General features: G+C 38.7%; 23 protein-coding genes and 1 pseudogene. 7 read left to right on the top strand and 17 right to left on the bottom strand.

Features of this window, described 5'->3' with window-relative positions; all coding sequences use genetic code 11:
* Positions 1 to 23 precede the first annotated feature (23 nt).
* The 3 genes from HGD76_RS21445 to purC all read right to left on the bottom strand — a co-directional run bounded on the left by HGD76_RS21445 (position 24) and on the right by purC (position 3434).
* Positions 24 to 170 carry a hypothetical protein gene (locus tag HGD76_RS21445; protein WP_233466953.1) on the bottom strand — a complete coding sequence of 49 codons (147 nt, stop codon included), beginning with the start codon at positions 168 to 170 and terminating at the stop codon, positions 24 to 26.
* Between the two features lie 67 nt (positions 171 to 237).
* A complete protein-coding gene (locus tag HGD76_RS21440; protein ID WP_168696974.1) occupies positions 238 to 2640 on the bottom strand; it encodes a BamA/TamA family outer membrane protein in 2403 nt (800 codons plus the stop codon).
* A gap of 50 nt (positions 2641 to 2690) precedes the next feature.
* Positions 2691 to 3434: a phosphoribosylaminoimidazolesuccinocarboxamide synthase gene (gene purC / locus HGD76_RS21435; protein ID WP_168696973.1), complete on the bottom strand. Its 744-nt coding sequence runs from the start codon at positions 3432 to 3434 to the stop codon at positions 2691 to 2693.
* Between the two features lie 241 nt (positions 3435 to 3675).
* Between purC and metH the strand changes: the two genes are divergently transcribed.
* A complete protein-coding gene (metH, locus tag HGD76_RS21430) occupies positions 3676 to 7209 on the top strand; it encodes a methionine synthase (RefSeq protein WP_168696972.1) in 3534 nt (1177 codons plus the stop codon).
* A 297-nt stretch (positions 7210 to 7506) separates the two neighbouring features.
* Positions 7507 to 10188: a DNA methyltransferase gene (locus tag HGD76_RS21425; protein ID WP_168696971.1), complete on the top strand. Its 2682-nt coding sequence runs from the start codon at positions 7507 to 7509 to the stop codon at positions 10186 to 10188.
* A gap of 397 nt (positions 10189 to 10585) precedes the next feature.
* Here the strand turns inward: HGD76_RS21425 and HGD76_RS21420 are convergent, their stop codons facing one another.
* Positions 10586 to 10933, bottom strand: coding sequence for a type II toxin-antitoxin system RelE family toxin (locus tag HGD76_RS21420; RefSeq protein ID WP_233466952.1), 348 nt, complete (start codon positions 10931 to 10933; stop codon positions 10586 to 10588).
* Entirely contained in the window at positions 10905 to 11168 is a 264-nt protein-coding gene (locus tag HGD76_RS21415) for a type II toxin-antitoxin system Phd/YefM family antitoxin (protein ID WP_168631933.1), read from the bottom strand. The genes HGD76_RS21420 and HGD76_RS21415 overlap by 29 nt, the downstream gene beginning before the upstream one ends.
* A gap of 254 nt (positions 11169 to 11422) precedes the next feature.
* Here HGD76_RS21415 and HGD76_RS26330 point away from each other — a divergent pair.
* From HGD76_RS26330 to HGD76_RS21405, 3 genes and pseudogenes are all read left to right on the top strand, one after another.
* A pseudogene (locus HGD76_RS26330) lies at positions 11423 to 12000 on the top strand (Rpn family recombination-promoting nuclease/putative transposase); the annotation flags it as partial.
* Positions 12001 to 12015: 15 nt separating this feature from the next.
* On the top strand, positions 12016 to 12258 hold the full coding sequence (locus HGD76_RS26325) for a DUF4351 domain-containing protein (protein WP_300006171.1): 243 nt from the start codon (positions 12016 to 12018) through the stop codon (positions 12256 to 12258).
* A 342-nt stretch (positions 12259 to 12600) separates the two neighbouring features.
* Positions 12601 to 12768 carry a DUF4351 domain-containing protein gene (locus HGD76_RS21405; protein ID WP_168696970.1) on the top strand — a complete coding sequence of 56 codons (168 nt, stop codon included), beginning with the start codon at positions 12601 to 12603 and terminating at the stop codon, positions 12766 to 12768.
* A gap of 5 nt (positions 12769 to 12773) precedes the next feature.
* Here HGD76_RS21405 and HGD76_RS21400 read toward each other — a convergent pair whose 3' ends face one another.
* The 5 genes from HGD76_RS21400 to HGD76_RS21380 form a co-directional block, all read right to left on the bottom strand.
* A complete protein-coding gene (locus HGD76_RS21400; RefSeq protein WP_168696969.1) occupies positions 12774 to 13340 on the bottom strand; it encodes a Uma2 family endonuclease in 567 nt (188 codons plus the stop codon).
* Complete coding sequence (locus tag HGD76_RS21395) at positions 13341 to 13997, bottom strand: Uma2 family endonuclease (RefSeq protein ID WP_148764536.1); 657 nt, start codon at positions 13995 to 13997, stop codon at positions 13341 to 13343. It abuts the gene before it with no gap.
* A gap of 71 nt (positions 13998 to 14068) precedes the next feature.
* Positions 14069 to 14860 carry a YdcF family protein gene (locus HGD76_RS21390; protein WP_015083397.1) on the bottom strand — a complete coding sequence of 264 codons (792 nt, stop codon included), beginning with the start codon at positions 14858 to 14860 and terminating at the stop codon, positions 14069 to 14071.
* A gap of 17 nt (positions 14861 to 14877) precedes the next feature.
* Positions 14878 to 15390 carry a hypothetical protein gene (locus HGD76_RS21385; RefSeq protein WP_168696968.1) on the bottom strand — a complete coding sequence of 171 codons (513 nt, stop codon included), beginning with the start codon at positions 15388 to 15390 and terminating at the stop codon, positions 14878 to 14880.
* Between the two features lie 298 nt (positions 15391 to 15688).
* A complete protein-coding gene (locus HGD76_RS21380; protein ID WP_168696967.1) occupies positions 15689 to 17227 on the bottom strand; it encodes a bifunctional aminoglycoside phosphotransferase/ATP-binding protein in 1539 nt (512 codons plus the stop codon).
* 35 nt (positions 17228 to 17262) lie between these two features.
* Between HGD76_RS21380 and HGD76_RS26010 the strand changes: the two genes are divergently transcribed.
* Entirely contained in the window at positions 17263 to 17397 is a 135-nt protein-coding gene (locus HGD76_RS26010; protein WP_267904283.1) for a hypothetical protein, read from the top strand.
* Between the two features lie 87 nt (positions 17398 to 17484).
* On the opposite strand, the gene rplY is transcribed toward HGD76_RS26010, so the two are convergent.
* Together rplY and HGD76_RS21370 are read right to left on the bottom strand one after the other, a co-directional pair.
* Positions 17485 to 17784 (bottom strand): 50S ribosomal protein L25, encoded by a 300-nt coding sequence (rplY, locus tag HGD76_RS21375; protein ID WP_015083400.1) that lies wholly within the window; start codon positions 17782 to 17784, stop codon positions 17485 to 17487.
* Positions 17785 to 17869: 85 nt separating this feature from the next.
* The gene (locus HGD76_RS21370; protein WP_015083401.1) at positions 17870 to 19198 is read right to left on the bottom strand and encodes an adenylosuccinate synthase; all 1329 of its coding nucleotides are present in this window, start codon (positions 19196 to 19198) and stop codon (positions 17870 to 17872) included.
* 214 nt (positions 19199 to 19412) lie between these two features.
* Between HGD76_RS21370 and psbN the strand changes: the two genes are divergently transcribed.
* The gene (gene psbN / locus HGD76_RS21365; RefSeq protein WP_015083402.1) at positions 19413 to 19550 is read left to right on the top strand and encodes a photosystem II reaction center protein PsbN; all 138 of its coding nucleotides are present in this window, start codon (positions 19413 to 19415) and stop codon (positions 19548 to 19550) included.
* A gap of 176 nt (positions 19551 to 19726) precedes the next feature.
* Here the strand turns inward: psbN and HGD76_RS21360 are convergent, their stop codons facing one another.
* From HGD76_RS21360 to HGD76_RS21340, 5 genes are all read right to left on the bottom strand, one after another.
* A complete protein-coding gene (locus tag HGD76_RS21360; protein ID WP_168696966.1) occupies positions 19727 to 21124 on the bottom strand; it encodes a TonB family protein in 1398 nt (465 codons plus the stop codon).
* A gap of 288 nt (positions 21125 to 21412) precedes the next feature.
* Positions 21413 to 21751, bottom strand: a complete 339-nt coding sequence (gene petJ, locus HGD76_RS21355; RefSeq protein ID WP_148764526.1) for a cytochrome c6 PetJ — start codon at positions 21749 to 21751, stop codon at positions 21413 to 21415.
* Positions 21752 to 22009: 258 nt separating this feature from the next.
* Positions 22010 to 22495, bottom strand: a complete 486-nt coding sequence (locus tag HGD76_RS21350) for a GNAT family N-acetyltransferase (RefSeq protein WP_168696965.1) — start codon at positions 22493 to 22495, stop codon at positions 22010 to 22012.
* 274 nt (positions 22496 to 22769) lie between these two features.
* Positions 22770 to 22907: a hypothetical protein gene (locus HGD76_RS25605; protein ID WP_233466951.1), complete on the bottom strand. Its 138-nt coding sequence runs from the start codon at positions 22905 to 22907 to the stop codon at positions 22770 to 22772.
* Positions 22908 to 22919: 12 nt separating this feature from the next.
* Positions 22920 to 24089: an RpoD/SigA family RNA polymerase sigma factor gene (locus tag HGD76_RS21340; protein WP_148764522.1), complete on the bottom strand. Its 1170-nt coding sequence runs from the start codon at positions 24087 to 24089 to the stop codon at positions 22920 to 22922.
* Between the last annotated feature and the right edge of the window lie 429 nt (positions 24090 to 24518).

Raw genomic sequence — 24518 nt, 5'->3', positions numbered from 1 at the left:
TAAATATTATTAAGGTACAGAAGTCAGAATTCACGAGTCAGAAGTAAAATTCTTAGCCACTGACAACTGTACGGGCGAAGCATTTGGAGAACTATTTTTGCAATGACCGATAATTTATCTTCCAAATGCTTCGCCCCTACTGACCACTGACAACTGTACGGGCGAAGCATTTGGAGAACTATTTTTTGGCAATGACCGATAATTTATCTTCCAAATGCTTCGCCCCTACTGACCAATTTAAAATCTTTCCCCAATGCCAAAATTGATCCGACTATCACCTTCATCAGTGACACCGTAATCTATGCGAATTGGTCCAAGTGGAGATTGTATCCGCAAACCTAAACCATAGCCATAGCCATTGCCATTTTTCTTTAACAATTGTGCAGATTGGGTACTACTTCCCAAGTCACTACCATAGTCAAAAAATAGTGCGCCACTGACAACCGAGAAAACCGGAAAGCGATATTCAACAGCAGCTTGGACATACTTACTACCCGTGCCTAATCTGCCCTCATCATACCCGCGAACTGAATTACTACCACCTATGGTAAAGGCTTCATAGGGAGGTACATCCCCAAAGATTGTCCCCCCTTGCAGGTTAAATGCCAAAGTTTGGGGTTTTTTGCTAAAGCTAAGTAATTTAATCGGTAGATACTGACTATAGTTACCCCTAAGCCTAGTCATAAAAACACTACCTGTGCCTATAGGTACAGATTGATCAACTCCAAAGCTGAGGAAAGAACCTTTGGTGGGTTGTAAGGAATTATTGCGGAGATCCCTTTGTGCGCCCAGCTTCAATAGTAATAAATCATCTTCTCCTGAAGACGAAAGAGTGAGAGGAGTTCTATCACTGATGATATTTCCACTACTATTAAATATCGCTCCTTCCTTTCTCAAATTACCGTCAGCATCACGACCGGAAACCCGTTGATACTGGAGTCCAGCGGAAGCCAGCCACTCGGAATTTTTGAAAGGATTGCGGGAAAGGGGACGGGTAAAGGTGACACCACCACCTAACCGGGTAATCCGGGGGCGATCTTGTTGATTTGTATCCGTAATATTGTTAGGATCAAAGGTATCAATACTCTTATCTTTACCTTCAAAAATCAAGGAAACAGAACGACGACGGAAAATATTTGTCGTATATGAAGTGCGATAAGGATCACCAGCAATCCAAGGATCAGTAAAGCGCAGGTCAAATAGTAGTTCTCGTTCTCCTAACTGTAACTCCGTCCCCAATTTTTGGTTTCTACCCCCCAGGTTTTGCTGCTGATAGCTGATAGTTCCAAATAAACCACTAGCAGAGCTAATTCCCGCCCCAGCAGCAATAGAACCGCTATTACGCTCAGTTACATTTACTAGTACATTTACCTTACTGGGGTCACTACCAGGAGCAAGGGATATAGGCTCAGTATCAGGTGGTTCAAATAATCCAAGTCCATATACTCGCGCTAAATCTCTCTGTACTGTATTTCGATTGAATACTGTTCCTGATTTTAATTCTAATTCCCGTGTAATAATATAATCCTTTGTCCGTCCGCGAATTGGGTTGCCTTTGTCGTCTACGAACTCACCATCTTTGTTCCGAAATCGGACTTTAACGCTTTCTACAACCCCTTCTGCTACTTGGAGGGTGACAACGCCATTTTCTGAGACTTTGGGCGCTCCAACTAAGTTGGCAAGTACATAACCTTGGTCTTGATAAAGTTTGGTTAATTTCTGAATGCCTTCGTTTAATTCCCGCAAGTTGAGAATTTTGCCATATTGACTGCTAAATATTTCGTTGGCTGTGGCAGCAGGAAGGACAGAGGCTACACCCGTACCAGGATTGGCTTCTAATTCTACTTTAGAGAGAATGGGATTGGGGGTAACAATAAAACTTACCCGCACACCAAGGGGGGTATCTTCTGGAAATGCTTGGACATTGGAGAAAAACCCAGTTCTAAAAATCGCACTGATATCTTCTTGCAGTTGGGAACGGGTGGTTGTTTGTCCAGCTTGGGTGCGAATTACTTTATAAACTTGGTTTTCTAGTTCCGCGGTGATTTGTCCTGTTTCTGATTTAATAACTACCTCTGACACCAATACGCGGGCTTCGGTTGCTTCTGGATTGGGTGTGGGTGCTACTGTTGGCGGATTTAGTTTTTCTTGATTGGATTCAGTCGCAGGTGGTTGAGTCGGTTTTACTAGGGGAACTGGTGTTTTTTTAGGAACTATTGTCCGTTTGGGGACAACCTCAGATCCCTTTTTTATGGTTGTGGGGGCTGTTGTGGAAGGATTTGGTTTTTTCCGAGTCGGTTCGGCCTTTGCTGTAATGGGAGTTATTGTGGCTTTTGGGACAACGATAGATCCCTGATCTACTGATGCTGAGTTGGACTTTAAAGCTTTAATAAGAGGGGAAAATTTGTGAGATTCTCTTTCTCCAACTATTGGTGCTACCAGGGGATAAGATGCTGGATTTTCACTAGCATCACCTTTGACAAGATTCTGTGTTTCTGGCTGGTTTGTTGCTACTGTCAAAACTTCTGTGGTCTGTGGGTGACTATCAGTAGTTTGGGCATTTGCTTTGACAGCAATTGCTAAAGGGACGGTCATGGCCACCATGGCCATTAATCCGGGTGTTAAATGTTTTTTAATCATATTTCTCTTCACTACCACACACCATTATTGTTAATCACTGGAAAATTTACTTACTCAGCTTTGGAGCTTTCTACTACTTTTAATACTCTCTGCAAAACCTCCTGATAGGCATTTTCTACGTTTCCTAAGTCCCGACGAAAACGGTCTTTATCCATAATGCGGCGGTTAGTATCGGTTTCGGCTATGTCCCATAAACGACAGGTATCGGGACTAATTTCGTCGGCTAAAAGCACTTGCTGTTGTGAATCCACGCCAAATTCAAGTTTAAAGTCCACTAAGGTAATTTGGCATTTTTCCCAAAACTGCTTCAGAAATTCGTTGATTTCCAATGCAAGATGAGTAATTTGAGCAACTTGTTCCGGTGTGGCTAATTCTAGGAGAAATAAGCGATCGCTTGTCAGTAAAGGATCACCTAGATTATCATCTTTATAATAAAATTCCACCAAAGGCCGTGATAACACAGTCCCTAGCGCTAACCCAGTTTGTTGACACAGGCTACCAGCGGCAATATTTCTCACCACTACTTCTAAGGGGATAATTTTTACAGCTTTGACTCTCATCAAATTGGGGGCTGGACTATCAATAAAATGAGTTTTAATCCCCTGGATTGCCAATTGTTGGAACAGTTGACTAGAAATACTACAGTTAATCATGCCCTTGTTTTGAATGCTGCCCCGTTTTTGAGCGTTAAAAGCTGTAGCATCATCTTTAAAATCAGCCAACAAAATCTCTGGATCATCTGTTGCGTAAAGAATTTTAGCTTTGCCTTCGTAGAGTTTAAAATTAACAGACATGGTAGTAGATACTGTTTTCGGTAATGGACTGCTTAAATCTGAAAGTTTCACTATTTTAAGTAGGGAACAGGGAACAGGGAACAGGGAACAGGGAACAGGGAACAGGGAACAGGGAACAGGGAACAGGTAATTGGTAATTGGTAAATAATTTTCTTCCTCCTGACTCCTGACTCCTGACTTCTGACTCCTGCTGTAAATTAAGTCTAGTATTACAAAAATAACTCTATTCTTTCACACAATTATGACCCATCCCTTTCTCAAACACCTACATAGTCCTGAACGTCCCGTTATCGTCTTTGACGGTGCAATGGGTACAAACCTGCAAACCCAAAATCTTACCGCTGAAGATTTTGGAGGCGCACAATATGAAGGCTGTAACGAGTATCTAGTCCACACCAAACCCGAAGCCGTCGCTAAGGTTCACCGTGATTTTCTCGCTGCTGGCGCTGATGTCATTGAAACTGATACCTTTGGCTCTATGTCCATAGTTTTAGCAGAATATGACTTAGCAGACCAAGCTTACTATCTCACGAAGAAAGCCGCCGAACTTGCCAAAAGTGTGGCTGCGGAATTTTCCACCCCGGAAAAACCCCGATTTGTAGCTGGTTCTATTGGTCCAACCACCAAACTCCCCACTTTGGGACATATTGATTTTGACACCATGAAAGCCTCTTTTGCTGAACAAGCAGAAGCCTTATTTGATGGTGGTGTGGATTTATTCCTCGTAGAAACCTGCCAAGACGTGCTGCAAATTAAAGCCGCATTAAATGGGATTGAGGAAGTTTTTGCCAAAAAAGGCGAAAGAAGAGCCTTAATGGTGTCTGTAACTATGGAAAGCATGGGAACAATGCTGGTAGGGACAGAAATCAACGCCGTAGTTACTATCCTCGAATCTTACCCCATTGATATTCTCGGCTTAAATTGCGCCACTGGTCCCGACTTGATGAAACCACATATCAAGTATTTATCAGAACATTCCCCCTTCGTAGTTTCCTGTATTCCCAATGCGGGTTTACCGGAAAACGTTGGCGGTCAAGCACATTACAGACTTACGCCCATAGAATTACGCATGGCGTTAATGCACTTTATCGAAGATTTGGGTGTCCAAGTGATTGGGGGTTGCTGTGGGACACGACCAGCACATATTCAACAATTGGCGGAAATTGCTCACGAGTTAAAACCAAAAGTTAGACAACCAATTTTAGAACCATCAGCCGCATCAATTTATACGACTCAACCCTATGAACAAGAAAATTCTTTCTTGATTATCGGTGAACGTCTTAACGCCAGTGGTTCTAAAAAATGCCGTGATTTACTCAACGCTGAAGACTGGGATGGTTTAGTCTCAATGGCGCGGAGTCAGGTAAAAGAAGGCGCACATATCCTTGATATCAACGTTGATTATGTGGGACGTGACGGCGTACGTGATATGCACGAGTTAGTTTCTCGTGTTGTCAATAATGTAACTTTACCTTTAATGCTGGATTCCACCGAATGGGAAAAAATGGAAGCGGGTTTAAAGGTAGCTGGTGGTAAGTGTTTACTCAATTCTACCAACTATGAAGATGGCGAAGACCGATTTTTGAAAGTGCTAGAATTAGCTAAAAAATACGGTGCTGGTGTCATTATTGGGACAATTGACGAAGATGGTATGGCGCGGACAGCAGAGAAAAAGTTTCAAATTGCCCAACGGGCTTACCGTCAAGCTGTAGAATATGGGATTGCGCCTACAGAAATATTCTTTGATACTTTAGCTCTACCGATTTCTACTGGGATTGAAGAAGATCGGGAAAATGGTAAAGCTACCATTGAATCAATTCGCCGCATTCGCCAAGAATTGCCAGGATGTCATGTGATGTTGGGCGTTTCCAATATCTCTTTTGGCTTAAATCCCGCCTCGCGGATGGTACTAAACTCGATGTTTTTGCATGAAGCTATGCAAGCGGGTATGGATGCAGCAATTGTCAGCGCGAGTAAAATTTTACCACTGGCTAAGATTGAACCACAACATCAAGAAGTTTGTCGGCAATTAATTTATGATGAACGTAAATTTGATGGTAATGTCTGCATTTATGATCCTTTGGGAGAATTAACCACAATTTTTGCCGGAGTCAAAACTAAACGGAATACGGGAATTGATGCCAGTTTACCCATTGAAGAACGTTTAAAACGTCATGTTATTGACGGTGAACGCATTGGTTTAGAAACCCAATTGACAAAAGCTTTAGAACAATATCCTCCTTTACAAATCATCAATACTTTCTTGTTAGACGGAATGAAAGTTGTGGGTGAATTGTTCGGGTCTGGACAAATGCAATTACCTTTTGTCTTACAATCTGCCGAAACCATGAAAGCTGCGGTTGCTTATTTAGAACCGTTTATGGAAAAGTCGGAATCTGGGAATAATGCGAAAGGAACTTTTGTAATTGCCACGGTAAAAGGTGATGTTCACGATATTGGTAAAAACCTGGTAGATATCATTTTATCTAACAATGGTTACAAGGTGATTAACCTGGGAATTAAGCAATCTGTAGAAAACATCATTCAAGCTTATGAACAGTATCAACCTGATTGTATTGCCATGAGTGGTTTGTTAGTAAAATCTACCGCTTTCATGAAGGAGAATTTACAAACTTTTAATGAAAAGGGAATTACTGTCCCGGTAATTTTAGGTGGTGCAGCTTTAACTCCTAAGTTTGTGAATCAGGATTGCCAAAATACCTACAAAGGTAAGGTTATTTATGGCAAAGATGCGTTTTCTGATTTGCATTTCATGGATAAGTTAATGCCTGCAAAAACAGCAGGTAATTGGGAAGATTCAACGGGATTTTTGGATGAAGTTGCAGAATCAACTAATGGACATCAAGAAACAGTAGATAATCCTGTTAAAGATAAAACACCTGTTGAACCAAAAGAAAAAGATACTCGGCGTTCTGAAGCAGTAGCGGTAGATATTGAACGTCCAAATCCACCTTTTTGGGGAACGCAGTTTTTACAACCTGATGATATTTCTTTGGAGGAGTTATTCTGGTATTTAGATTTGCAAGCTTTGGTGGCTGGACAATGGCAATTCCGCAAGCCCAAGGAACAATCTAAGGAGGAATATCAGGCGTTTTTAGCTGATAAGGTTTATCCAGTTTTGGAAGAGTGGAAACAGCGCATTATTGAGGAGAATTTATTACATCCTCAAGTGATTTATGGCTATTTTCCTTGTCAGTCTGTGGGGAATAGTTTGTTGATTTATGAAACGAACCGCAGAGACGCGGAGGACGCGGAGGTAAGAGTTAGTTTTGAGTTTCCCCGTCAGAGGTCTTTTAATCGGTTATGTATTGCAGATTTTTTTGCACCTAAGGAGTCGGGAATTATTGATGTTTTCCCTATGCAAGCGGTGACTGTGGGGGAAGTTGCCACGGAGTTTGGACAAAAGCTATTTGCCGATAATAAATACACTGACTATCTGTATTTTCATGGTATGGCTGTACAGGTGGCTGAGGCTTTGGCTGAATGGACTCACGCTAGAATCCGCAGGGAGTTAGGTTTTGGTGATTCTGAACCAGATAATATTCGGGATATGTTAGCACAGCGTTATCAAGGTTCTCGGTATAGTTTCGGCTATCCTGCTTGTCCGAATATTCAGGATCAGTTTAAGCAGTTGGAGTTGTTGGGGGTTGATAGGATGAAGATGCACATGGATGAAAGTGAGCAATTGTATCCTGAACAGTCTACAACGGCGATTATTACTTATCACCCTGCGGCTAAGTATTTCACGGCTTAATGTTTTATCCCCCTTCGTTTTGTAATGAAGGGGGAGTTTACAAGAGGTTGTTTGAAAAGTTTTTAATGTATAAATAAACCCCTCTCCAAACCTCTCCCCGACGCGGGGAGAGGCTTTGAAACCCCCATTCCAGCTAACAAAAGTTTTTCCGCTTCCCTCTCCTCGTAGGAGAGGGTTAGGGAGAGGTAGGGAAGGGGGTTAGGTTTCTGGAGATTATCGGTTTCATCTAATACTTTTAAAACACCCTCTAAGTCAAAAGTTAAAAGTTAAAAGTGGTGGTTTATATTTTTTATTCTCATGACATCAGCAACACCAGAAAGTTTATCTAAATTCGTACAATTCTGTAACCAACATATCACCGGACAGGAACGCAAAGAAGCGCAAACATTTCTCGACCGCTTTTTTCGTGCCTTTGGCCATGAAGGTGCTTTAGAAGCTGGTGCAACTTATGAGGAAGCTATTAAAAAAAGTAGTAAAACTGGTAAAACTGGTTTTGCTGATTTAGTTTGGAAACCCCGCGTTTTAATTGAAATGAAAAAACGCGGAGAAGACTTAAATAAACATTATTCCCAAGCCTTTGATTATTGGATGCGGTTAGTCCCAAATCGTCCTAAATATGTGATTTTATGTAATTTTGATGAATTTTGGATCTTTGATTTTGATATTCAATTAGATACACCTGTAGATAAAATATCACTGGAACAACTGCCGGAACGGTCAGGAGCATTGGCATTTATGGAATTAGGGCAAAAAACGCCTGTATTCCAAAATAACCAAGTAGAAGTAACTGTGAAAGCTGCCCGTCGCATGGGAGAATTATTATTAGAGTTAGAAAATAGGGGAATTGAAAAGTTAACAGCACAGCGATTTATTTTACAATGTGTTTTAGCGATGTTTGCGGAAAAGAGACAACTGTTACCCCGTGATATGTTTATTTCTTGTGTCCAAGATTGTATGAATGGTGCAAGTTCCTATGATGTTTTGGGTGGTTTATTTCGAGAAATGAATCAACCAGGAAAAACACCAGCGGGACGTTATCAAGGAGTGGATTATTTTAACGGCGGTTTATTTTCCCAAATTCATACAATTGAATTAACCAGAGAAGAATTAAATTTTTTAGATGTGTCAGCGCGAGAAAATTGGAGTAAAGTCCGTCCGGCTATTTTTGGCAATTTATTTGAAGGAACAGTAGATAAAAAAGAACGTCACGCGAGGGGAATTCATTATACTTCCGAAGTGGATATTATGAAAATTGTCCGTCCCACAATTAGCCGTTATTGGGAAGATAGGATAGAAACTGCAAATACAGTTAAAGAACTTTCATCACTGCAAATAGAATTACAAAGTTATCGTGTTTTAGATCCGGCTTGTGGTTCGGGTAACTTTCTTTATTTAGCATATCAAGAATTAAAAAGAATTGAAACATTGTTATTAGAAAAAATTCAATCTTTGAGTAAATCAAAAAATAAACAAATGCAAATGGGTTTAGTAACACCTTTGCAATTTTATGGCATGGATACAAACCCTTTTGCGGTAGAGTTAGCAAGGGTGACTTTGACGATAGCGCGAAAAATTGCTATTGATAATTTACAGTTAACTGAACCTGCTTTACCTTTAGATACTTTAGATAATAATATTGTTTGTCAAGATGCTTTATTTAGTGAATGGCCAAAAGCTGATGCAATAATAGGAAATCCGCCATTTTTAGGTGGTAAAAAACTACGAATAGAATTAGGAGATGAATATGCAGAGAAGCTATATAAAGCTTTTCCAGATGTTAAAGGACAGCCAGATTTTTGTGTATTTTGGTTTAGAAAAGCTGCTGATTTATTAGATGATAAAGGCAGAGGAGGATTAGTCGGTACAAATTCTATTGCTCAGGTTTCTGGGAGAAAAGCCAGTTTAGATTATATTGTTAGTAAAGGTGGAATTATTCATGATGCAATTTCTACTCAAACTTGGTCTGGAGATGCTGCGGTTCATGTGAGTATTGCTAATTGGACAAAGGAAAAACAAAAACAAAACTTTTTAGATAGTGTTGAAGTTCCGTTTATTACCTCTTCTTTAAAAAGTGAGATATCAGTTACAAACGCTGTAAAATTACAAGCAAATAAAAATTTCTCTTTTGAGTCTTGTGCGCTTGGTGGAAAAGGATTTATAATATCTGAAGAAGAAGCTAGAGAATGGATAAAAATTGATTCTAAAAATGCAGATGTTTTAAAACCCATGATTGATGGTAAAACTTTAATTAATTCCTGTTTAACATTAGATTGGGTAATTGATCTTAATGATTTATCTATAGAAGAAGCAAGTGAATATCAATTACCTTTTCAGCGTGTACAGGAAAAAGTCAAACCAGAAAGAGATCAAAACCGTAGAGACGCAAGAAGAATTAATTGGTGGAAATTTGGCGAAAAAAGACCAGCTATGAGACAAGCAATGTCTTCTCTATCTTATTATTTCGCTATTCCAAAAATTGCTAAGTGGGTGATTTTTACACCTGTGGATGTTTCTATTTTACCTTGTGAAGCTAATATGGTAATTGCTTCAGATGATTTTTATATTTTGGGGATTCTCACATCTAATTTACATCGAATGTGGGTAAAAGCGCAAAGTTCAACTTTAGAAGATAGAACTCGCTACACTAATACAACCTGTTTTGAAACCTTCCCATTTCCGCAAACAGCAGATATTCAAATAGTAGAAAAAATCCGCACCAAAGCCGAAGAACTCCATCAATATCGAACTCAACAAATGGAAACAAAACAATGGGGAATCACCACATTATATAATAAATTCTTCAACGAACCCAGCAGTCAACTTTATAAACTCCATCAACAATTAGATAAACTGGTAATGGACGCTTATAAATTCACCCCAGAAGATGACATATTAGAAAAACTGCTGACATTGAATTTAGAACTAGCAGAAAAAGAAAAACAGGGAATCAAAATTGTTGGACTATATGCACCCAATTAAACTAGGGATATACAAACATCCTTGGGATTCAATACTGTTCGGTTAAGGCTAAAACATTGTTATATCGTAGGTTGGGTTGAGGAACGAAACCCAACAAAATCCTTGGTAATTTTGGGTTTCACTATCGCTCAACCCAACCTACATTTCCTTAACTAGAACTTCCAGTAATAGATAAATTTTGGAATTCTACGTATGCAGAGAAAGGAGGATTTATTCAGGAGGCTACCGGTTGGAACCCTTCGATACTTCAGCCTTATGTTTACTTGCCAACTTTGACACATATATTAGAATAGGTTTAAGAATATTTAATATTTTTCTTATCAAAAATAGTGTTGCATAAATTTATCACTTTTTCCTTTGCAACCAAGCAGATACTTCCTCAATTGCGTATTACAAACTATAATAATTTCTGCAATAGATGATAAATATCTCCCTTATCACCTTCTTTTCTTAAACCTACACCAACTACTAAAACCACAACTTTATCCTTTTCCACTTGATAAATTATACGGTAGCGTTGTCCTACAGCCCTAACGCTACGATAATTAATCAACTGTCCAGTTAAAGGTCTTCCCTGTTTTTCAGGTTCTATTTTTAATTTGTCAATCTTTGAACTCAAAGCTTTTTGGTGACGTTTATCTTTAATATTCACAAACATCTCCAAAGCTAAAGGTGTTAACTGAATTTCAAATTCAATTTGATCAGATTGTGGTTTATCAAAGTCCGAGTTTGAGTTTTGCATCATTCCAACTAATAGTTTCTCCCCTGTCTGCTTGAGCTATACTTTCTTGTAACTGCTGACTAAATTCCTGATCAAATAATATTGCTAATGTTTCTAGCAAAGATTCATATTGCTCAAAACTAATAGCCGCCATTACGGGTTTACCATGCCTAGTTATGATTATTGGTTCTTCTTGTAAATCATCTGGTAAATCTAAAAGTTGCTCTTGCGCTTCTGTAATTGTTAAGTATTTTAACATATTTTGGTTTTCAATAATTCCTGTATATCATTATATCACTACTTCAAGTTAATTTCAGAATGCAATCTTTAGTTAATTAAAACTTTCCAGATAATTGAAGAAAATTCTCATCAGTATAGGGTTTGACCATTAATCATCCTCGTTTAAATGTTAGTGTGTTGAAGTTAATATGATATTTTCCATGATTACTATTGTATCATGTTTGATAGTTCCTCTTAACTCAACATTTACAAAAATATTTAATAGCAATATCCATGAAAACCGATTCTATTTTTTATCGCATTTTTCAAACCTTACCGCAATCTTTTTTTGAATTAATTTACCCCCTAGTGAAGCAAATGCTTATGATTTTGCCTCTGTAGAACTAAAACAAACAGCGTTTAGAATTGATGGTGTATTTCTACCTACAAATAATCAAGAAAAAATACCTATTTATTTTGTAGAGGTACAATTTCAAAGAGATGAGGATTTTTATTCTCGCTTTTTTTCAGAGATTTTTCTTTATTTACATCTCTATGCTTCTACTACACCCTGGCAAGCTGTGGTTTTATTTGCTAAACGTAGTATAGAACCCACAGAAATAGAACCCTATCGCTATTTGCTAGAAAGTCCTTTGGTAACTCGGTTATATTTGGATGAACTGGTGGATATACAAACATCCTTGGGATTAGGTATTATTAAGTTAGTGGTGGAGAAAGAAAAAGAAGTTCCAGCTTTAGCGAGAAATTTATTATCACAAGCAAGATCAGATTTACCGGATGAAAGATTGCAGAAAAATTTGTTAGATTTAATCCAGACCATTATTTCCTATAAATTACCCCGTCTCAGTCCCCAGGAGTTAGCAAGAATGTTTAGTATTAGTGATTTAAAAAATACCAGATATTATCAAGAAGTCCGTTATGAGGAGGCTTTAAATTACACTATGCGTATAATTGAACGGCGTATAGGTGGAGTTAGTCAGGATTTACAAGTAAAAATCAATAAGTTATCTGTGGAAGATTTGGAGAATTTAGGTTTAGCTTTGTTTGATTTTACCAGTAAAGCTGATTTGGTTACTTGGTTGAATAATCAAAATATTGCAGATGGTTAAACTAAATTACCCCAGGGCAAACGCACCTAAATTCTGTAATCCATGCCCAGCAAGGGTTTCAACCTTTAGTTACAAAAATTAACAATCGTCAAAACCTTTGTCCAGTAAGCATTCTAAAAATAAGATGCGCTTGCCCTGTAAATTACCCCGTCTCAGTTCCCAGGAGTTAGCAAGAATGTTTAGTATTAGTGATTTAAAAAATACCAGATATTATCAAGAAGTTCGTTATGAGGTAATTTTCAATTTTGTAATAGACATCTCCGAAAAAGATTGTAGATACGTTCCATGGAACGTATCTACAAGGGTTTCAGGTCATGCACATTTAATTCTCGGAGATGTCTAATGCGTCTACTTGAACGGCGTATAGGTGCATTTAGTCAGGATTTACAAGTAAAAATTAATAAGTTGTCTGTGGAAGATTTGGAGAACTTAGGTTTAGCGTTGTTAGATTTTACCAGTAAAGCTGATTTAGTTGTTTGGTTGAATAATCAAGTTATTTTTGAGGGTTAAATATATCACTTTTTCCTTTGCAACCAACCAAATACTTCCTCAACTGTGATTGTTAAATTTACCCCTTCTAAAACTGGTAATATATCTGTTCCAGTTAATAAATCTGGTAAACTATGAGGCTGATAAACTAAAATTGAACGCTCATTTGGATCAAGTAACCATCCAAGTTTAGTACCATGTTTAATACAATGTAAAATATTGCCAGTTACCTTGGTTTGACTTTGAGCCGGTGACAGAATTTCAATTACCCAATCTGGTGCAAAATTAATCCCACTGCTAATAATATCACCGCTTTCATCTAATGGTATTTGATTATTATCAATAACTGCAATATCAGGAACTACGGAACGATTACCACAGCTACACCGCAGTTCTGGAAATGCTTCATAATCACTTGTTGCTGTGTCAATTACTGCAACTAATCTTTTTTGTAATAAACTGTGTTTACCTCCGCCCATAGGTTTTTGAATTGCTTCTGTGTTAATATATTCCCATGGTGGTGACTCATCAATAAAACCCAGTTTTAAGAATTCTTCTATGGTAATGATTTTTGCCAGAAATGTTGTTGTCATTTATTTAGACTCAGAGGATAACTGTTGCTGTTTTACCCAATTTCTAAAGGCTTTAAGTGTCGCATTTCTCCCTGCGGTTTTACTTTGTTGAAGATATTGGGGAATTACTGCAATTAAAGGTAAATTAGGAAAATTTAAACTTGACTGAGATTCTAGATAATTCCCATCTTGTAAGATATTTATTCTTAAATTACTATTCTCAAAACGCCATAATTCTGGAACTTTTAAGGCTTGATAAATATTTGCATGAGTGCGGGAAGTAATATCAATTTCTAAGGCTAAATCTGGTGGAGGATCTATTGTTAGATCTAATCGCTTTTTTCCTCGAATTAAAGCTTCATTTTTAATATAAAAACATTGATCAGGTTCTATCCCTTTTTCCATAAATTGATTTTTAAATGTGGTAGAACCAAGACATCTAAATTCAATGTCTAATTCTTCCAATAAAGCCTTAACTAAATCACTAATAATTTCTTTATCGTCTTCATGTTCTGGTAATGGTGCCATAATTTCTAATATTCCTTTGTCATAAGCAATTCGCGCTGCACGATGTTCTCCTAATTCTTCAAGAATAGTTTCTAATTCTGTCCAGGTGACATCTTGCAATATTACTGTTTGTCCTGGTGGTACATGGATGCGCTTTAATTCTAACAACATCTTTTCCACTCCTTGTTATTTAAACTTAATTTGATTATACTTGGGAATATTAATTCTGATTTCATGAATTATTATAACCAACCTCGTAACCAATAAATAAAAGTACCAATATATTCTTTTAATGCACTTGTGAATTGGTTTAAATTTTCAGTATCAGGGAGTAAATTGAGAATTGCGGCTTTTGGAGTGCTGGTAAGTTCTTGAAATTCACCTTGACTAACAAGAAAATCGGTTGGTGTGGGAATGACATCCATACCTTGACGGTGAAAAATTTTGAGCGATCGCGGCGTATGTATTGCTGAGGTAATTAATAATACTTTTTTGATTTGGCGAGCTTCAAGAATTTTACGGACATTGACAGCATTATCATGAGTATTGAAAGAATCAGGTTCTTGAATAATTGCTGTTGCTGGAACACCAATAGATGTGAGAATATTTGCCATATCTGCTGATTCTGGCGAACCACTACCGCGCCAATCAATCCGGCCACCACTAAGGATAATTATAGGGGCTTTTTTCTGAAAATAAAGTTGTGCGGCATAAATTACGCGATCGCCGGCTTCACTTAAATCTACTGTCACCCGTGGCCAAGTTGCTGATTTAGTTGCACCACCTAAAACTACAATGGCTTCAGCATTGGGGATTTGAGTAGCGGGGATATTTTGCCATTCTAGGCTGCGTACCAAGGATTTAGCCACCCAAGCATTACTACATATTAGCAACAAAGCTAAAGATAAAGAAATAGCTATAGTCGCAATCCGGGGACGTTTTCGTAAAGTTACTAAAGCCACTATTAAACTCACACTTGCCAATCCCAAAGGGTAAAAAAATAGTGGTAGGATTTTAGATAAATATAAAAACATAATTAGTTAATTATTAATTACTTTTCCCAAAAGCGAAAATTGAAAGTTGCAGATTCCCGACGGAAACGTTTAGTAGGTTTTCTTTTGCGTCTTTTCGCATTTCTCTCACTGGGCTGTTCTGTCTCTTCTTCTTCCACAATCTCCTCAGATAATTGAGTTTGTAACGCTTCTTCACTGCGCCACCAACCAATTATCCAGCCACCACCAACTCCAGCAATAGCACCGAACACAATACTCACAGGGGCTGAATAACCGAGGAAAAGGCAGCCCATCATAAAAAACAACCAATATTTTAATCCAGCATCAATACCATCATTAGATGCGACAGTAGCAGGTTCAGAACTATTATCATTGGCAAATGTGAACCACCCCAAAGTAACACCACCCATAATAGCTATGAATAGACTCAGAGGAACTGAAGCATGAGCAATGCTGGAGATAATAAATAAGAATAATCCAAACAACAGTTGAGAAAGAAAGTTAGGTGAAGAAGAGAAAATATCGCCTAGCAGATTATTTTTCGGTGCCATAAGATTAGGAGTCAGGAGAAAGAATAATTATATCTCGTTCCCAGTCTCTGACTGGGAATGCTATCATGGAGGCTCTGCCTCAAATGTTATTAAAGGCAGAGCCTTTTAGAATTCATTCCCATACAGAGTATGGGAACGAGAAAAGTGTACTAACGTACACTAAAAATTTTTGGTTTGTTTTAGTCATCTTTAGATGACTTGAGCTACTAGACAGGGAATTTATTCCCCGACGGGCTATGAATTTTACGTTAATTTGACACTTACGAGCAATGGTAAACCCTGACTTCCTAGACAAAAATTAAATCAATTCTGATAATTGCGTGTCTAGCGGTTGAGTTGTATCTACAACTCTTATATAAGGTTGTTCTTGATTTGTAAATGGTTCAGATTGCTTGATTTGGGATGCTAATAAATCAGCAGTTGCATCAGCAATATCACCAGTGCGGTTCAGCAGTCGTTCTGTGACAACTTCTAACGGTGCGGTGCAGTTGATAATATGTACAGGTAATTGATGCTGTGTAGCTTGAGAAATAGCTGCTTCCCGTAAATCCTGACGATCATATTTGGCATCTAAAATTACAGACCAACCTTGATTAGCCAGTATAATTCCTAATGCTAACAATCGGCTATAGGTTTTTTGCGTCATTTCCGGTGTATAGATTTCATCCCCACCTTTTTCTAAGAGGGGAATTCCTGCTAAATGCTTACGCACAGCATCAGAACGGAGATGAACTGCATTGAGTTTTCGGGCTAAATATTTAGCTGTGGTACTTTTACCAGCACCAGATAAACCCGACATCAAAATCAGTTTTCCCTGTTGGGGTTTAGTATATTCCGACGCTTGACGATAATATGCAGATGCGGTTTTTGCAGATTCTTCTTTTACCGCAGCCGGGATGTTAGGATCATCTAATAAAAAGGAATTTACCTTAGCTCGCACATAAGCCTGACGGCTTAAATATAAAGGTAATACCTGTAAACCTTCCCAGTCTCCAGTTTGCTCTACATAGGCATTTAAAAAGGCATTTCCTAAGTCTTTCCTTCCTCTGGCTTCAATATCCATAACTGTAAATGCTACGTCATACATAACATCCACAAACCGGAAAGGTTCATTGAATTCTATGCAGTCAAATAGCATAATTTTGTCATGCCAAAGAGCTATATTTCTGAGGTGTAAATCGCCGTGACATTCACAAATATAGTTATTGTCAATTCTGCTTTTAAATAGTTCTGGATGTTGGACAAAGAAGTTATCTGTATATTGTTTTGTTGCCTCAAACTGCTCTTGTGTCTGAGGTCTACCAATATAGTTTTGAGTTTGCTGATAATTCTCATCAATTGCTAATCGTATTTGTGAGACTTCCCCAAAACTACGAATATAATCGTTTGTGACTGATTCAGCATGATATTGAGCGACAACTCTTCCCAATTCTTCCAAATGACTTTCTTGCAAATTTCCACTGGCAAAAAGTTCACTAAAAAGGGCTTCTTGGGGAAATTGACGCATCTTTACTGCATATTCTACAACTTCTCCTGTTCCCCCTAAATGGTATTGTTCACCAACTAAAGTTAGGGGTAGAACTTCTAAATATAATTCACCTGCACCACGTTGATTTAAGCGCAATTCTTCTTGACAAAAATGTTGTCGTTTTTCTAAGGTGGAAAAGTCTAAAAAACCAAAGTTGGCTGGTTTTTTCAGTTTGTAAGCATAATCTCCTGTGAGGATCACATAGGAAATATGAGTTTGAATTAATTGAATTGGTTCTGTTACAGAATGAGGATAAAATCCTGGTTGTAACATTTGTGAAATTAAATTTGGGAGATTGGTTTGTGTCATTGGTTCGTTGTTAGTGGTTAGTAGGGGCGAAGCATTTGGAAGATAAATTATCGGTCATTGCCAAAAATAGTTCTCCAAATGCTTCGCCCGTACAGCGAAGCATTTGGAAGATAAATTATCGGTCATTGCCAAAAATAGTTCTCCAAATGCTTCGCCCGTACAGTGGTTAGTGGTAAGAGGGATTTTGATACTCTTGCCTTTTTACCACAAAAAAACCAGGGCTAACCCTGGTTCTCTTCGTTATTATTACCTGAATTTTAGCCTTTAGCACCAGCAAAAAAACTGATGTGGTAAGGTGTGCCTTTGGCTGGGTGAATCTGAACTTCACGAAGCACGGTTGTACCAGTCCACTCTAATTCAGCAATGCTGAGTTCCACTTGGGTTTTATTAGGAATAACTTGCTTGAGCAAACGTTCTACAACTTTAGCGTCAAGAACTAGAGAAATTGATTCAATCCCGTTGTGACCATACAAGTTGGCGGGAATTAATCCAGAACGGCGCAAAGCTCTGGGTTTGCTACCTTCTGGGCGGGTTTTAGATTCGAGTGTGATTGCCATATAAGTTGTTAAGTTGTTAAGTTGTGAGTTGTTAGTTGTCAGTTGTCAGTTGTCAGTTATCTTGCCACTGACCAATGACCACTGATTAAACTGGTGTACTGTTAGGTTGTAACAGTGCGCGTTTTGGACCGTGAATAGGATCTTCAACAATGATAGTTTGATCACGACTTGCTCCCAAGGAAACAATTGCAATCGGCACTTCCATTAATTCTGCCAAGAATTTCAGATAGTCCAGTGCTTTTTGTGGTAACTCTTCCAGGGTACGACAGTGACTTGTTGACACTTGCCATCCTGGTACAGTTTTGTAAATGGGACGACAACGGGCGAAAAGACGAGCGCTGGTGGGGAAGTGTTCGCAGCGTTCACCATCAATTTCATAAGCCACACAAACATTGATTTCCTCTAATTCATCGAGAACATCAAGTTTGGTAAGTGCCATACAATCCATGCCGTTAATGCGAACCGCATAACGACCAATAACCGCATCAAACCAACCACAACGACGTTTACGCCCTGTAGTTGTGCCAAATTCTGCACCGCGATCGCCTAACAAGTCACCAATTTCGTCATCTAGTTCCGTGGGGAAAGGACCTTCTCCCACTCTTGTCGTGTAGGCTTTGGATACACCAATTACCCGATCTATCATTGTTGGTCCTAGTCCACTCCCCACACAAGCCCCCCCAGCGACTGGGTTGGAGGATGTGACATAGGGATAAGTTCCGTGATCTAGGTCAAGTAATGTCCCTTGTGCGCCTTCAAACAAAATATTCCGTCGTCGTAAAACCGCATCGTAGATTTTCAACGATGTATCAACGACGAAAGGACGCAAGCGTTCCGCATAACCTAAATACTCCTCAATCACTTCTTCTGGATTGAGAGGTGGCAGATTATACAGCTTTTCTAAAATGGTATTTTTATAGTTTATCGTCCACTTTAACTGCTCACGGAGTCCGTCGGTGTCCATCAAGTCTAACATCCTGATGCCTATCCGCTCAGATTTATCGGCGTAGGTAGGACCAATACCTCTACCTGTTGTCCCGATTTTATGATTTCCCCGTACTTCCTCTGATGCCTTGTCAATCATGCGATGATAGGGCATGGTGACATGAGCCGTCTGAGATATCAACAGATTAGCCGTGGAAATATTTAATTCTTCTAGTTGTTCGAGTTCTTTAATCAAGACTTGCGGATCGATGACTGTTCCACAGCCAATGATACACTCGGTTTTTGGATACAAAATACCAGAGGGGATTAAGTGCAGCTTAAACGTCTGACCTTGGACTACGATTGTATGCCCAGCGTTCACTCCCCCTTGGTAACGTACCACCACGTCTGCGGAGCGGCTGAGTAAGTCAGTTATTTTACCTTTTCCTTCATCGCCCCACTGGGCACCTATGACAATGACGTTAGCCAAGAGATTATATTAAAGGGTAAAGTTTCCACAAAGATCCATTATTAACATATTTTTAATGTTTTGTCAATAAATTGGGCATAACATTATTTACGGAGTATCAATACCTTGGCCAATTTACGAGGGTGAGATGATCATGCTTTAACTATGTAATGTGCGATAAGTTAAATTTTGTAATATTCTATAAATATCGCTGTGATAATATGTATCTAAATTTATGGACTTAGAACCCGCTACGGTGCTTGGAATTTCCTTTTGTGCGGCGTTAGTTGCTATTACTGGTATGGCAATTTACACATCTTTTGGACCCCCAAGCCAGGAATTAGATGATCCCTTTGATGATCACGAAGATTAACAGATCTATTAATTTAACATGATGGTTGGCATTGTCCACCCTACATTCTAGTCAGATGGGGTAATTCATGAATTATCCCTCCCATCCCTACCATATCTATACTTTGAAGATCTACCGATTTCCTATTGATTCTTGTAGAAACAAATTTGCTATCAAATTTTCTTGAGATACATCCTCTAAGACTCAGTAGGTGATGTAGTTGCAGATGCTGGTGGTGATATCTGTTGACTCTCAGAAGGTGCAGATTCTTCTCTCTGTTTAGTTGTATTTTCGGAGGGAATATCAGTAATAATAGGAGTTATTTTTTGTTGATTATATTGAGGAGATTCGATAGGAGTAGAGGTAGAAGTCGCTTTTTCAGGGTTTTTTTTGGTGGTTGCTCTTTGTTTTTGTATTTGCCGTTCTTGAAGTTTACGGTGACGCTGTGATCCTTTAATGGCAAAGTTAACTGAGGCTCTTACCCCTTCTCTTCCCTCTGCTGTGGGTGTTAATTTCCACTCTTGTGCAGCTTGTTGAGCGGCTTGATCTAGTTCGCTATCACCACTGGAACGGACTAACCGAACTCGCGTAACATTACCCTGGCTATCAGTATCAATAGCAACTTCTGCATTTCCTTCTATGCCACGCTGTCTGGCTCTATCTGGGTACTTAATTTGACACTGGATACAATCCGCACGATTCAGTTTAGAACTGTTTTCTATGGGAGGTTTCGGTGCGGTAGCTATTGGTGTATTTTCTGATTTTGGTTTATTCCCACTTTCATTACCTGTACTATTTCCAATTCCATTACCAACACCAGTACCTGAACCAGTACCATTACCTGTACTATTTCCAATTCCATTACCAACACCAGTACCGTTTCCAGTACCTAAACTATTTCTTGAGCGATCGCCTAAATTGCCTAAAATATTTTTATTCTGCGGTAACTGTGTGGAAGCGGTGGAGTTGCTAGGGATATTGTTGGAACTAGCATTAGGTTGAGTTTCTGACTTTAATGGTGTGATTTTTGTGGGTTTTGTCTGCACTTGGGGTTGAGTAGACGCTAGGGTATTTGCGTTTTCATCTAATTTTTGTATTGGTTTTGTTTCTACTGGGGGTGGTGTTGTCGCAGGTTCAGGAGTTGTGTTTTCTATTGGGTTAGTTTGTACAGGAGTTAATATTTTCGCTGGTTCACGATTTGTAAGTGTTTGGGATTGTTTACTGATAAGGTTAGTAGTGATTTTTAGTTGAGCCTGTTTGGTTATGGGTGCGACAGAAGACTTAATCATATTCAGGGCTGTTTTTGTTGGTGTAGAAATTCCGCCACCTTTATTTCCACCACCACCGGAATTTGTTTTTGCTAGGGATTTTATCTCTACTGGTAGTTGGTTTACTTCCTGGGGTATTGTTTCCAGAATTGTCACTTCAATGGGTTCTTCTCTAACTTCAGGGAATTTGAGAAAAAATTTGTTAATAGCTAAAGCTAGTATCCCAATATGTAATACCAATGAACCAATTAGACTAAAGAAAAGAAAAGTCTTTAATGCTTCAGCTTCTTTTTCGCGCTGTTCTATAGTGACACTTGAAAATTCCATATTTTCTGGCTATTTATGATAATTATTTTCTTGATTTAGAATCCACTAAAAGATGATATCAACAACATCTATGCTTTGATGAATTTTTCTATTTAGGCAGGGAATAATTAATTTATTTTATTCATGGAATGGAGAATTTATGAAAATATTAAGATATTAAAGAAAAGCCATTTACCATGCTGATGATATTTTTGGTTGTACAGTGGTTACTAAATCTAATTACTAATAAAAAGACTGAGCGGGACAAAAAGCCCCGCACATTGTTAAACCATCAAATTAGATGTAAATTTACTTCTTCCAGCCGTTATCAGCTTGTTGTAGGACATAAGCAGCTACATTTTCTATTTGCTCTGCTTTTAACCGACCCTTAAAGGCTGGCATAGCACCTTTACCATTAGTAACTTGATAAACAATTGCTTCAGCCGAGTACATACCGTACTTTTCCAAATCTGCTTTTTTCAGGGTTTTGGCAGCATTAACTAAATTTCTGCCACCCGCATGACAAGAAGCACAATTAGCACTAAATATTTTAGCTCCACTGGCTGCGTCTGCGGCCAAAGCAGGACTACTGAAGGCAAAGTTGAAGATAGCTATGCCTAATAATAATACTGAGACAATCTTTTTCATCTGGTGTTCTCTCGACAACAATGTCTGAATCGGTGCAAATATCCTCCCTAATTCTCATTTGATTTCGTTGCATTAGTCAAACGACAGGCTGTCAAACTTGGCTGAAATAATTGAGAATTTCAGATTAATTGATTGATAGCTTCAGGGTTTAGGCAAAATGTAAACTTATATGAATTTAAATTGAAGAAGAGCAAAAAGAAATTAATAATGAAGGATAAAAGGGAGATTTGCTATATTTCCTCTTGTATCCTTTAAACTTCATTTTTGAGTGGCTAATTTGGTCAGATCCTTTTCAGTCACCCGACAAATCCGCCAATCTTCTAAAATATCTGCACCCATATTCCGGTAAAATGCCTGCGCTGACACATTCCAATCTAAAACACTCCACTCTAAGCGCCCACAATCCCTTTCTACAGCTATTTGGGCTACTTTGGACAAAAGTGCTTTACCAATACCTTGGCGGCGATATTCCGGCAAAACAAAGATATCTTCTAAGTAAATTCCTGGCTTGGTGAGAAATGTAGAATAATTATGAAAAAATAGGGCAAAACCTACAACCTTACCTTCAAATTCGGCTAGGATTGCATCTACGTATTTTGGTGAACCAAATAAATGATCCTTGAGGGCTTCAGCATTGCCAATAACAGCATCAGATAGTTTTTCATATTCAGCAAGTCCCTGAATTAAGGCAAATAAGGTATGAGCATCACTGGGTTGGGCAAAACGGACAATTAAATTAGTCATTAGTCATTGGTCATTGGTCATTAGTTCACATTTTATACTCAATGTGTCTAATTTTTTTTAACCACAGACAACTGACAACTGACAACTGTACGGGCGAAGCATTTGGAGAACTATGTTTTGGCAATGTCCGATAATTTATCTTCCAAATGCTTCGCCCCTACTAACAACTGTACGGGCGAAGCATTTGGAGAACTATGTTTTGGCAATGTCCGATAATTTATCTTCCAAATGCTTCGCCCCTACTGACAACTGTACGGGCGAAGCATTTGGAGAACTATGTTTTGGCAATGTCCGATAATTTATCTTCCAAATGCTTCGCCCCTACTAACAACTGTACGGGCGAAGCATTTGGAGAACTATTTTTGGCAATGACCGATAATTTATCTTCCAAATGCTTCGCCCCTACTAACAACTGACTAATGACTCATACCAACCAACCTTTTAACCGCTTGGCTATGTGAGGACGGCGTAATTTCCGCATGGCTTTACTTTGGATTTGACGGACTCGTTCGCGGGAAAGGTTAAACATATTTCCCACCTCTTCTAGGGTGCAGGGTTCACTGCTGGTGAGTCCATAGCGCAGGGAAATGACATCTTTCTCTCGTGGGGTGAGTACGTCTCCGAGAACTTCCCAAATCTCCTGACGCATCATGTTTTCGTTCATTTTGGCTTCGGGAGACTGGTTGTCTTCATCTTCTAGCAAATCCATTAATTCTGTGTCTTCTTCTTTACCGACACGGTGGTTAAGGGACAGGGCTTGACGACGCAGTTGTTGAAGTTGACGCAGTTGGTGAACTGTAATTTCCAAAGCTTCGGCCATTTCGGCCTCTGTGGGATTCCGAGCGAGTTTTTGTTTGAGTTCCCGTTGGGCTTTTTTTAGTTTATTAAGTTTCTCAACAATATGGATTGGTAAGCGAATAGTTCGGGCATCATTAGCGATCGCTCTGGTAATTGCTTGTCTAATCCACCAATAAGCATAAGTAGAAAACTTATATCCTTTATCAGGATCAAATTTTTCAGAAGCGCGGTTTAAACCCATTGCTCCTTCTTGAATTAAATCGAGAAAAGGGACACCACGATTTAAATATCGTTTAGCAATAGATACGACTAACCGGAGATTGGAGCGAATCATTTTTCGCTTGGCCACTCTACCTTGATACAAGCGGCTTTCCAGTTGTTTTTCTGTTATCTCTAATTGCGAAGCCACCTGCACCTTACTAGGCTGCGCTCCTAGTTCTAATTCTAAAGCTGCTTGCAATTCTTTGACTTCTTCTAAAAATCTCACCCGTCGCGCTAATTCCACTTCTTCATCAGGTTTGAGTAGGGGATAACGCGCCATTTCCTTAAAAAATGCGCCAACAGCATCATCATTTTCGGTTTTATTATATCCCGAAGGACGGGCTGCGGCCATGTCATCGCCATTGCGCTCTTCTGATGCCAAGTTTTCGACAATTGTAGCATCTTCATATACTACTTGATCTAAACTCTCAATTGATGGTTCTTCATGATCAGTAATATTCTCTAGTATTTCCATTGTTCCCAATTCAGCAAGATTCATAGTTTCCGTTAGAGATGGTTGCTTTGTTTGGTACATAATTTCATGACAACAGCCTCTTTCAGGCTTGGTAGTTTTCCCTTGAGGACAAATACACCCTTCTTCTCTAGCAAAATCCTCTCTTTTTAATCATTCCTCGTCTGGAATGGAAATCAGTATTTGTCCATTATTTTTAGTTCTGGCTAGATACGACCTATAATCATTAACGACTTTAGCACTCACAAAAAACTATTTTTTTCAGAAACCCAATAGACATATTCTCTATGCTTTTCTTGATTACTAAATAGGTCAAACCCCCTAAGACTAACTTTAACAAATATCAAAAACATAGAGAAAGAAGCCTATCTATCTATCTTAAATGATCTGGGGAAAAATCAGTTGCTTGTTGCCTGTAGTTTGTACATAGCTTCCGTGTAAAGGTGATAAATCACCGAAAAATGATATATATTAAATTTTCGTGTATTTTTT

It is taken from the genome of Dolichospermum flos-aquae CCAP 1403/13F, from assembly GCF_012516395.1.
GTDB classification, from domain to species: Bacteria; Cyanobacteriota; Cyanobacteriia; order Cyanobacteriales; family Nostocaceae; genus Dolichospermum; species Dolichospermum lemmermannii.
The sequence above is the reverse complement of the archived record's forward strand: the minus strand, read 5'-3'. Positions and strand labels throughout refer to the sequence as shown.

What these genes read in the sequence shown, in the direction of transcription:
- HGD76_RS21445 (WP_233466953.1), bottom strand. Translation starts at nt 170, where the DNA reads ATGCTTCGCCCGTACAGTTGTCAGTGGTCAGTAGGGGCGAAGCATTTG.
- HGD76_RS21440 (WP_168696974.1), bottom strand. Translation starts at nt 2,640, where the DNA reads ATGATTAAAAAACATTTAACACCCGGATTAATGGCCATGGTGGCCATG.
- purC (WP_168696973.1), bottom strand. Translation starts at nt 3,434, where the DNA reads ATGTCTGTTAATTTTAAACTCTACGAAGGCAAAGCTAAAATTCTTTAC.
- metH (WP_168696972.1), top strand. Translation starts at nt 3,676, where the DNA reads ATGACCCATCCCTTTCTCAAACACCTACATAGTCCTGAACGTCCCGTT.
- HGD76_RS21425 (WP_168696971.1), top strand. Translation starts at nt 7,507, where the DNA reads ATGACATCAGCAACACCAGAAAGTTTATCTAAATTCGTACAATTCTGT.
- HGD76_RS21420 (WP_233466952.1), bottom strand. Translation starts at nt 10,933, where the DNA reads ATGATGCAAAACTCAAACTCGGACTTTGATAAACCACAATCTGATCAA.
- HGD76_RS21415 (WP_168631933.1), bottom strand. Translation starts at nt 11,168, where the DNA reads ATGTTAAAATACTTAACAATTACAGAAGCGCAAGAGCAACTTTTAGAT.
- HGD76_RS26325 (WP_300006171.1), top strand. Translation starts at nt 12,016, where the DNA reads ATGTTTAGTATTAGTGATTTAAAAAATACCAGATATTATCAAGAAGTC.
- HGD76_RS21405 (WP_168696970.1), top strand. Translation starts at nt 12,601, where the DNA reads ATGCGTCTACTTGAACGGCGTATAGGTGCATTTAGTCAGGATTTACAA.
- HGD76_RS21400 (WP_168696969.1), bottom strand. Translation starts at nt 13,340, where the DNA reads ATGACAACAACATTTCTGGCAAAAATCATTACCATAGAAGAATTCTTA.
- HGD76_RS21395 (WP_148764536.1), bottom strand. Translation starts at nt 13,997, where the DNA reads ATGTTGTTAGAATTAAAGCGCATCCATGTACCACCAGGACAAACAGTA.
- HGD76_RS21390 (WP_015083397.1), bottom strand. Translation starts at nt 14,860, where the DNA reads ATGTTTTTATATTTATCTAAAATCCTACCACTATTTTTTTACCCTTTG.
- HGD76_RS21385 (WP_168696968.1), bottom strand. Translation starts at nt 15,390, where the DNA reads ATGGCACCGAAAAATAATCTGCTAGGCGATATTTTCTCTTCTTCACCT.
- HGD76_RS21380 (WP_168696967.1), bottom strand. Translation starts at nt 17,227, where the DNA reads ATGACACAAACCAATCTCCCAAATTTAATTTCACAAATGTTACAACCA.
- rplY (WP_015083400.1), bottom strand. Translation starts at nt 17,784, where the DNA reads ATGGCAATCACACTCGAATCTAAAACCCGCCCAGAAGGTAGCAAACCC.
- psbN (WP_015083402.1), top strand. Translation starts at nt 19,413, where the DNA reads ATGGACTTAGAACCCGCTACGGTGCTTGGAATTTCCTTTTGTGCGGCG.
- HGD76_RS21360 (WP_168696966.1), bottom strand. Translation starts at nt 21,124, where the DNA reads ATGGAATTTTCAAGTGTCACTATAGAACAGCGCGAAAAAGAAGCTGAA.
- petJ (WP_148764526.1), bottom strand. Translation starts at nt 21,751, where the DNA reads ATGAAAAAGATTGTCTCAGTATTATTATTAGGCATAGCTATCTTCAAC.
- HGD76_RS21350 (WP_168696965.1), bottom strand. Translation starts at nt 22,495, where the DNA reads ATGACTAATTTAATTGTCCGTTTTGCCCAACCCAGTGATGCTCATACC.
- HGD76_RS21340 (WP_148764522.1), bottom strand. Translation starts at nt 24,089, where the DNA reads ATGTACCAAACAAAGCAACCATCTCTAACGGAAACTATGAATCTTGCT.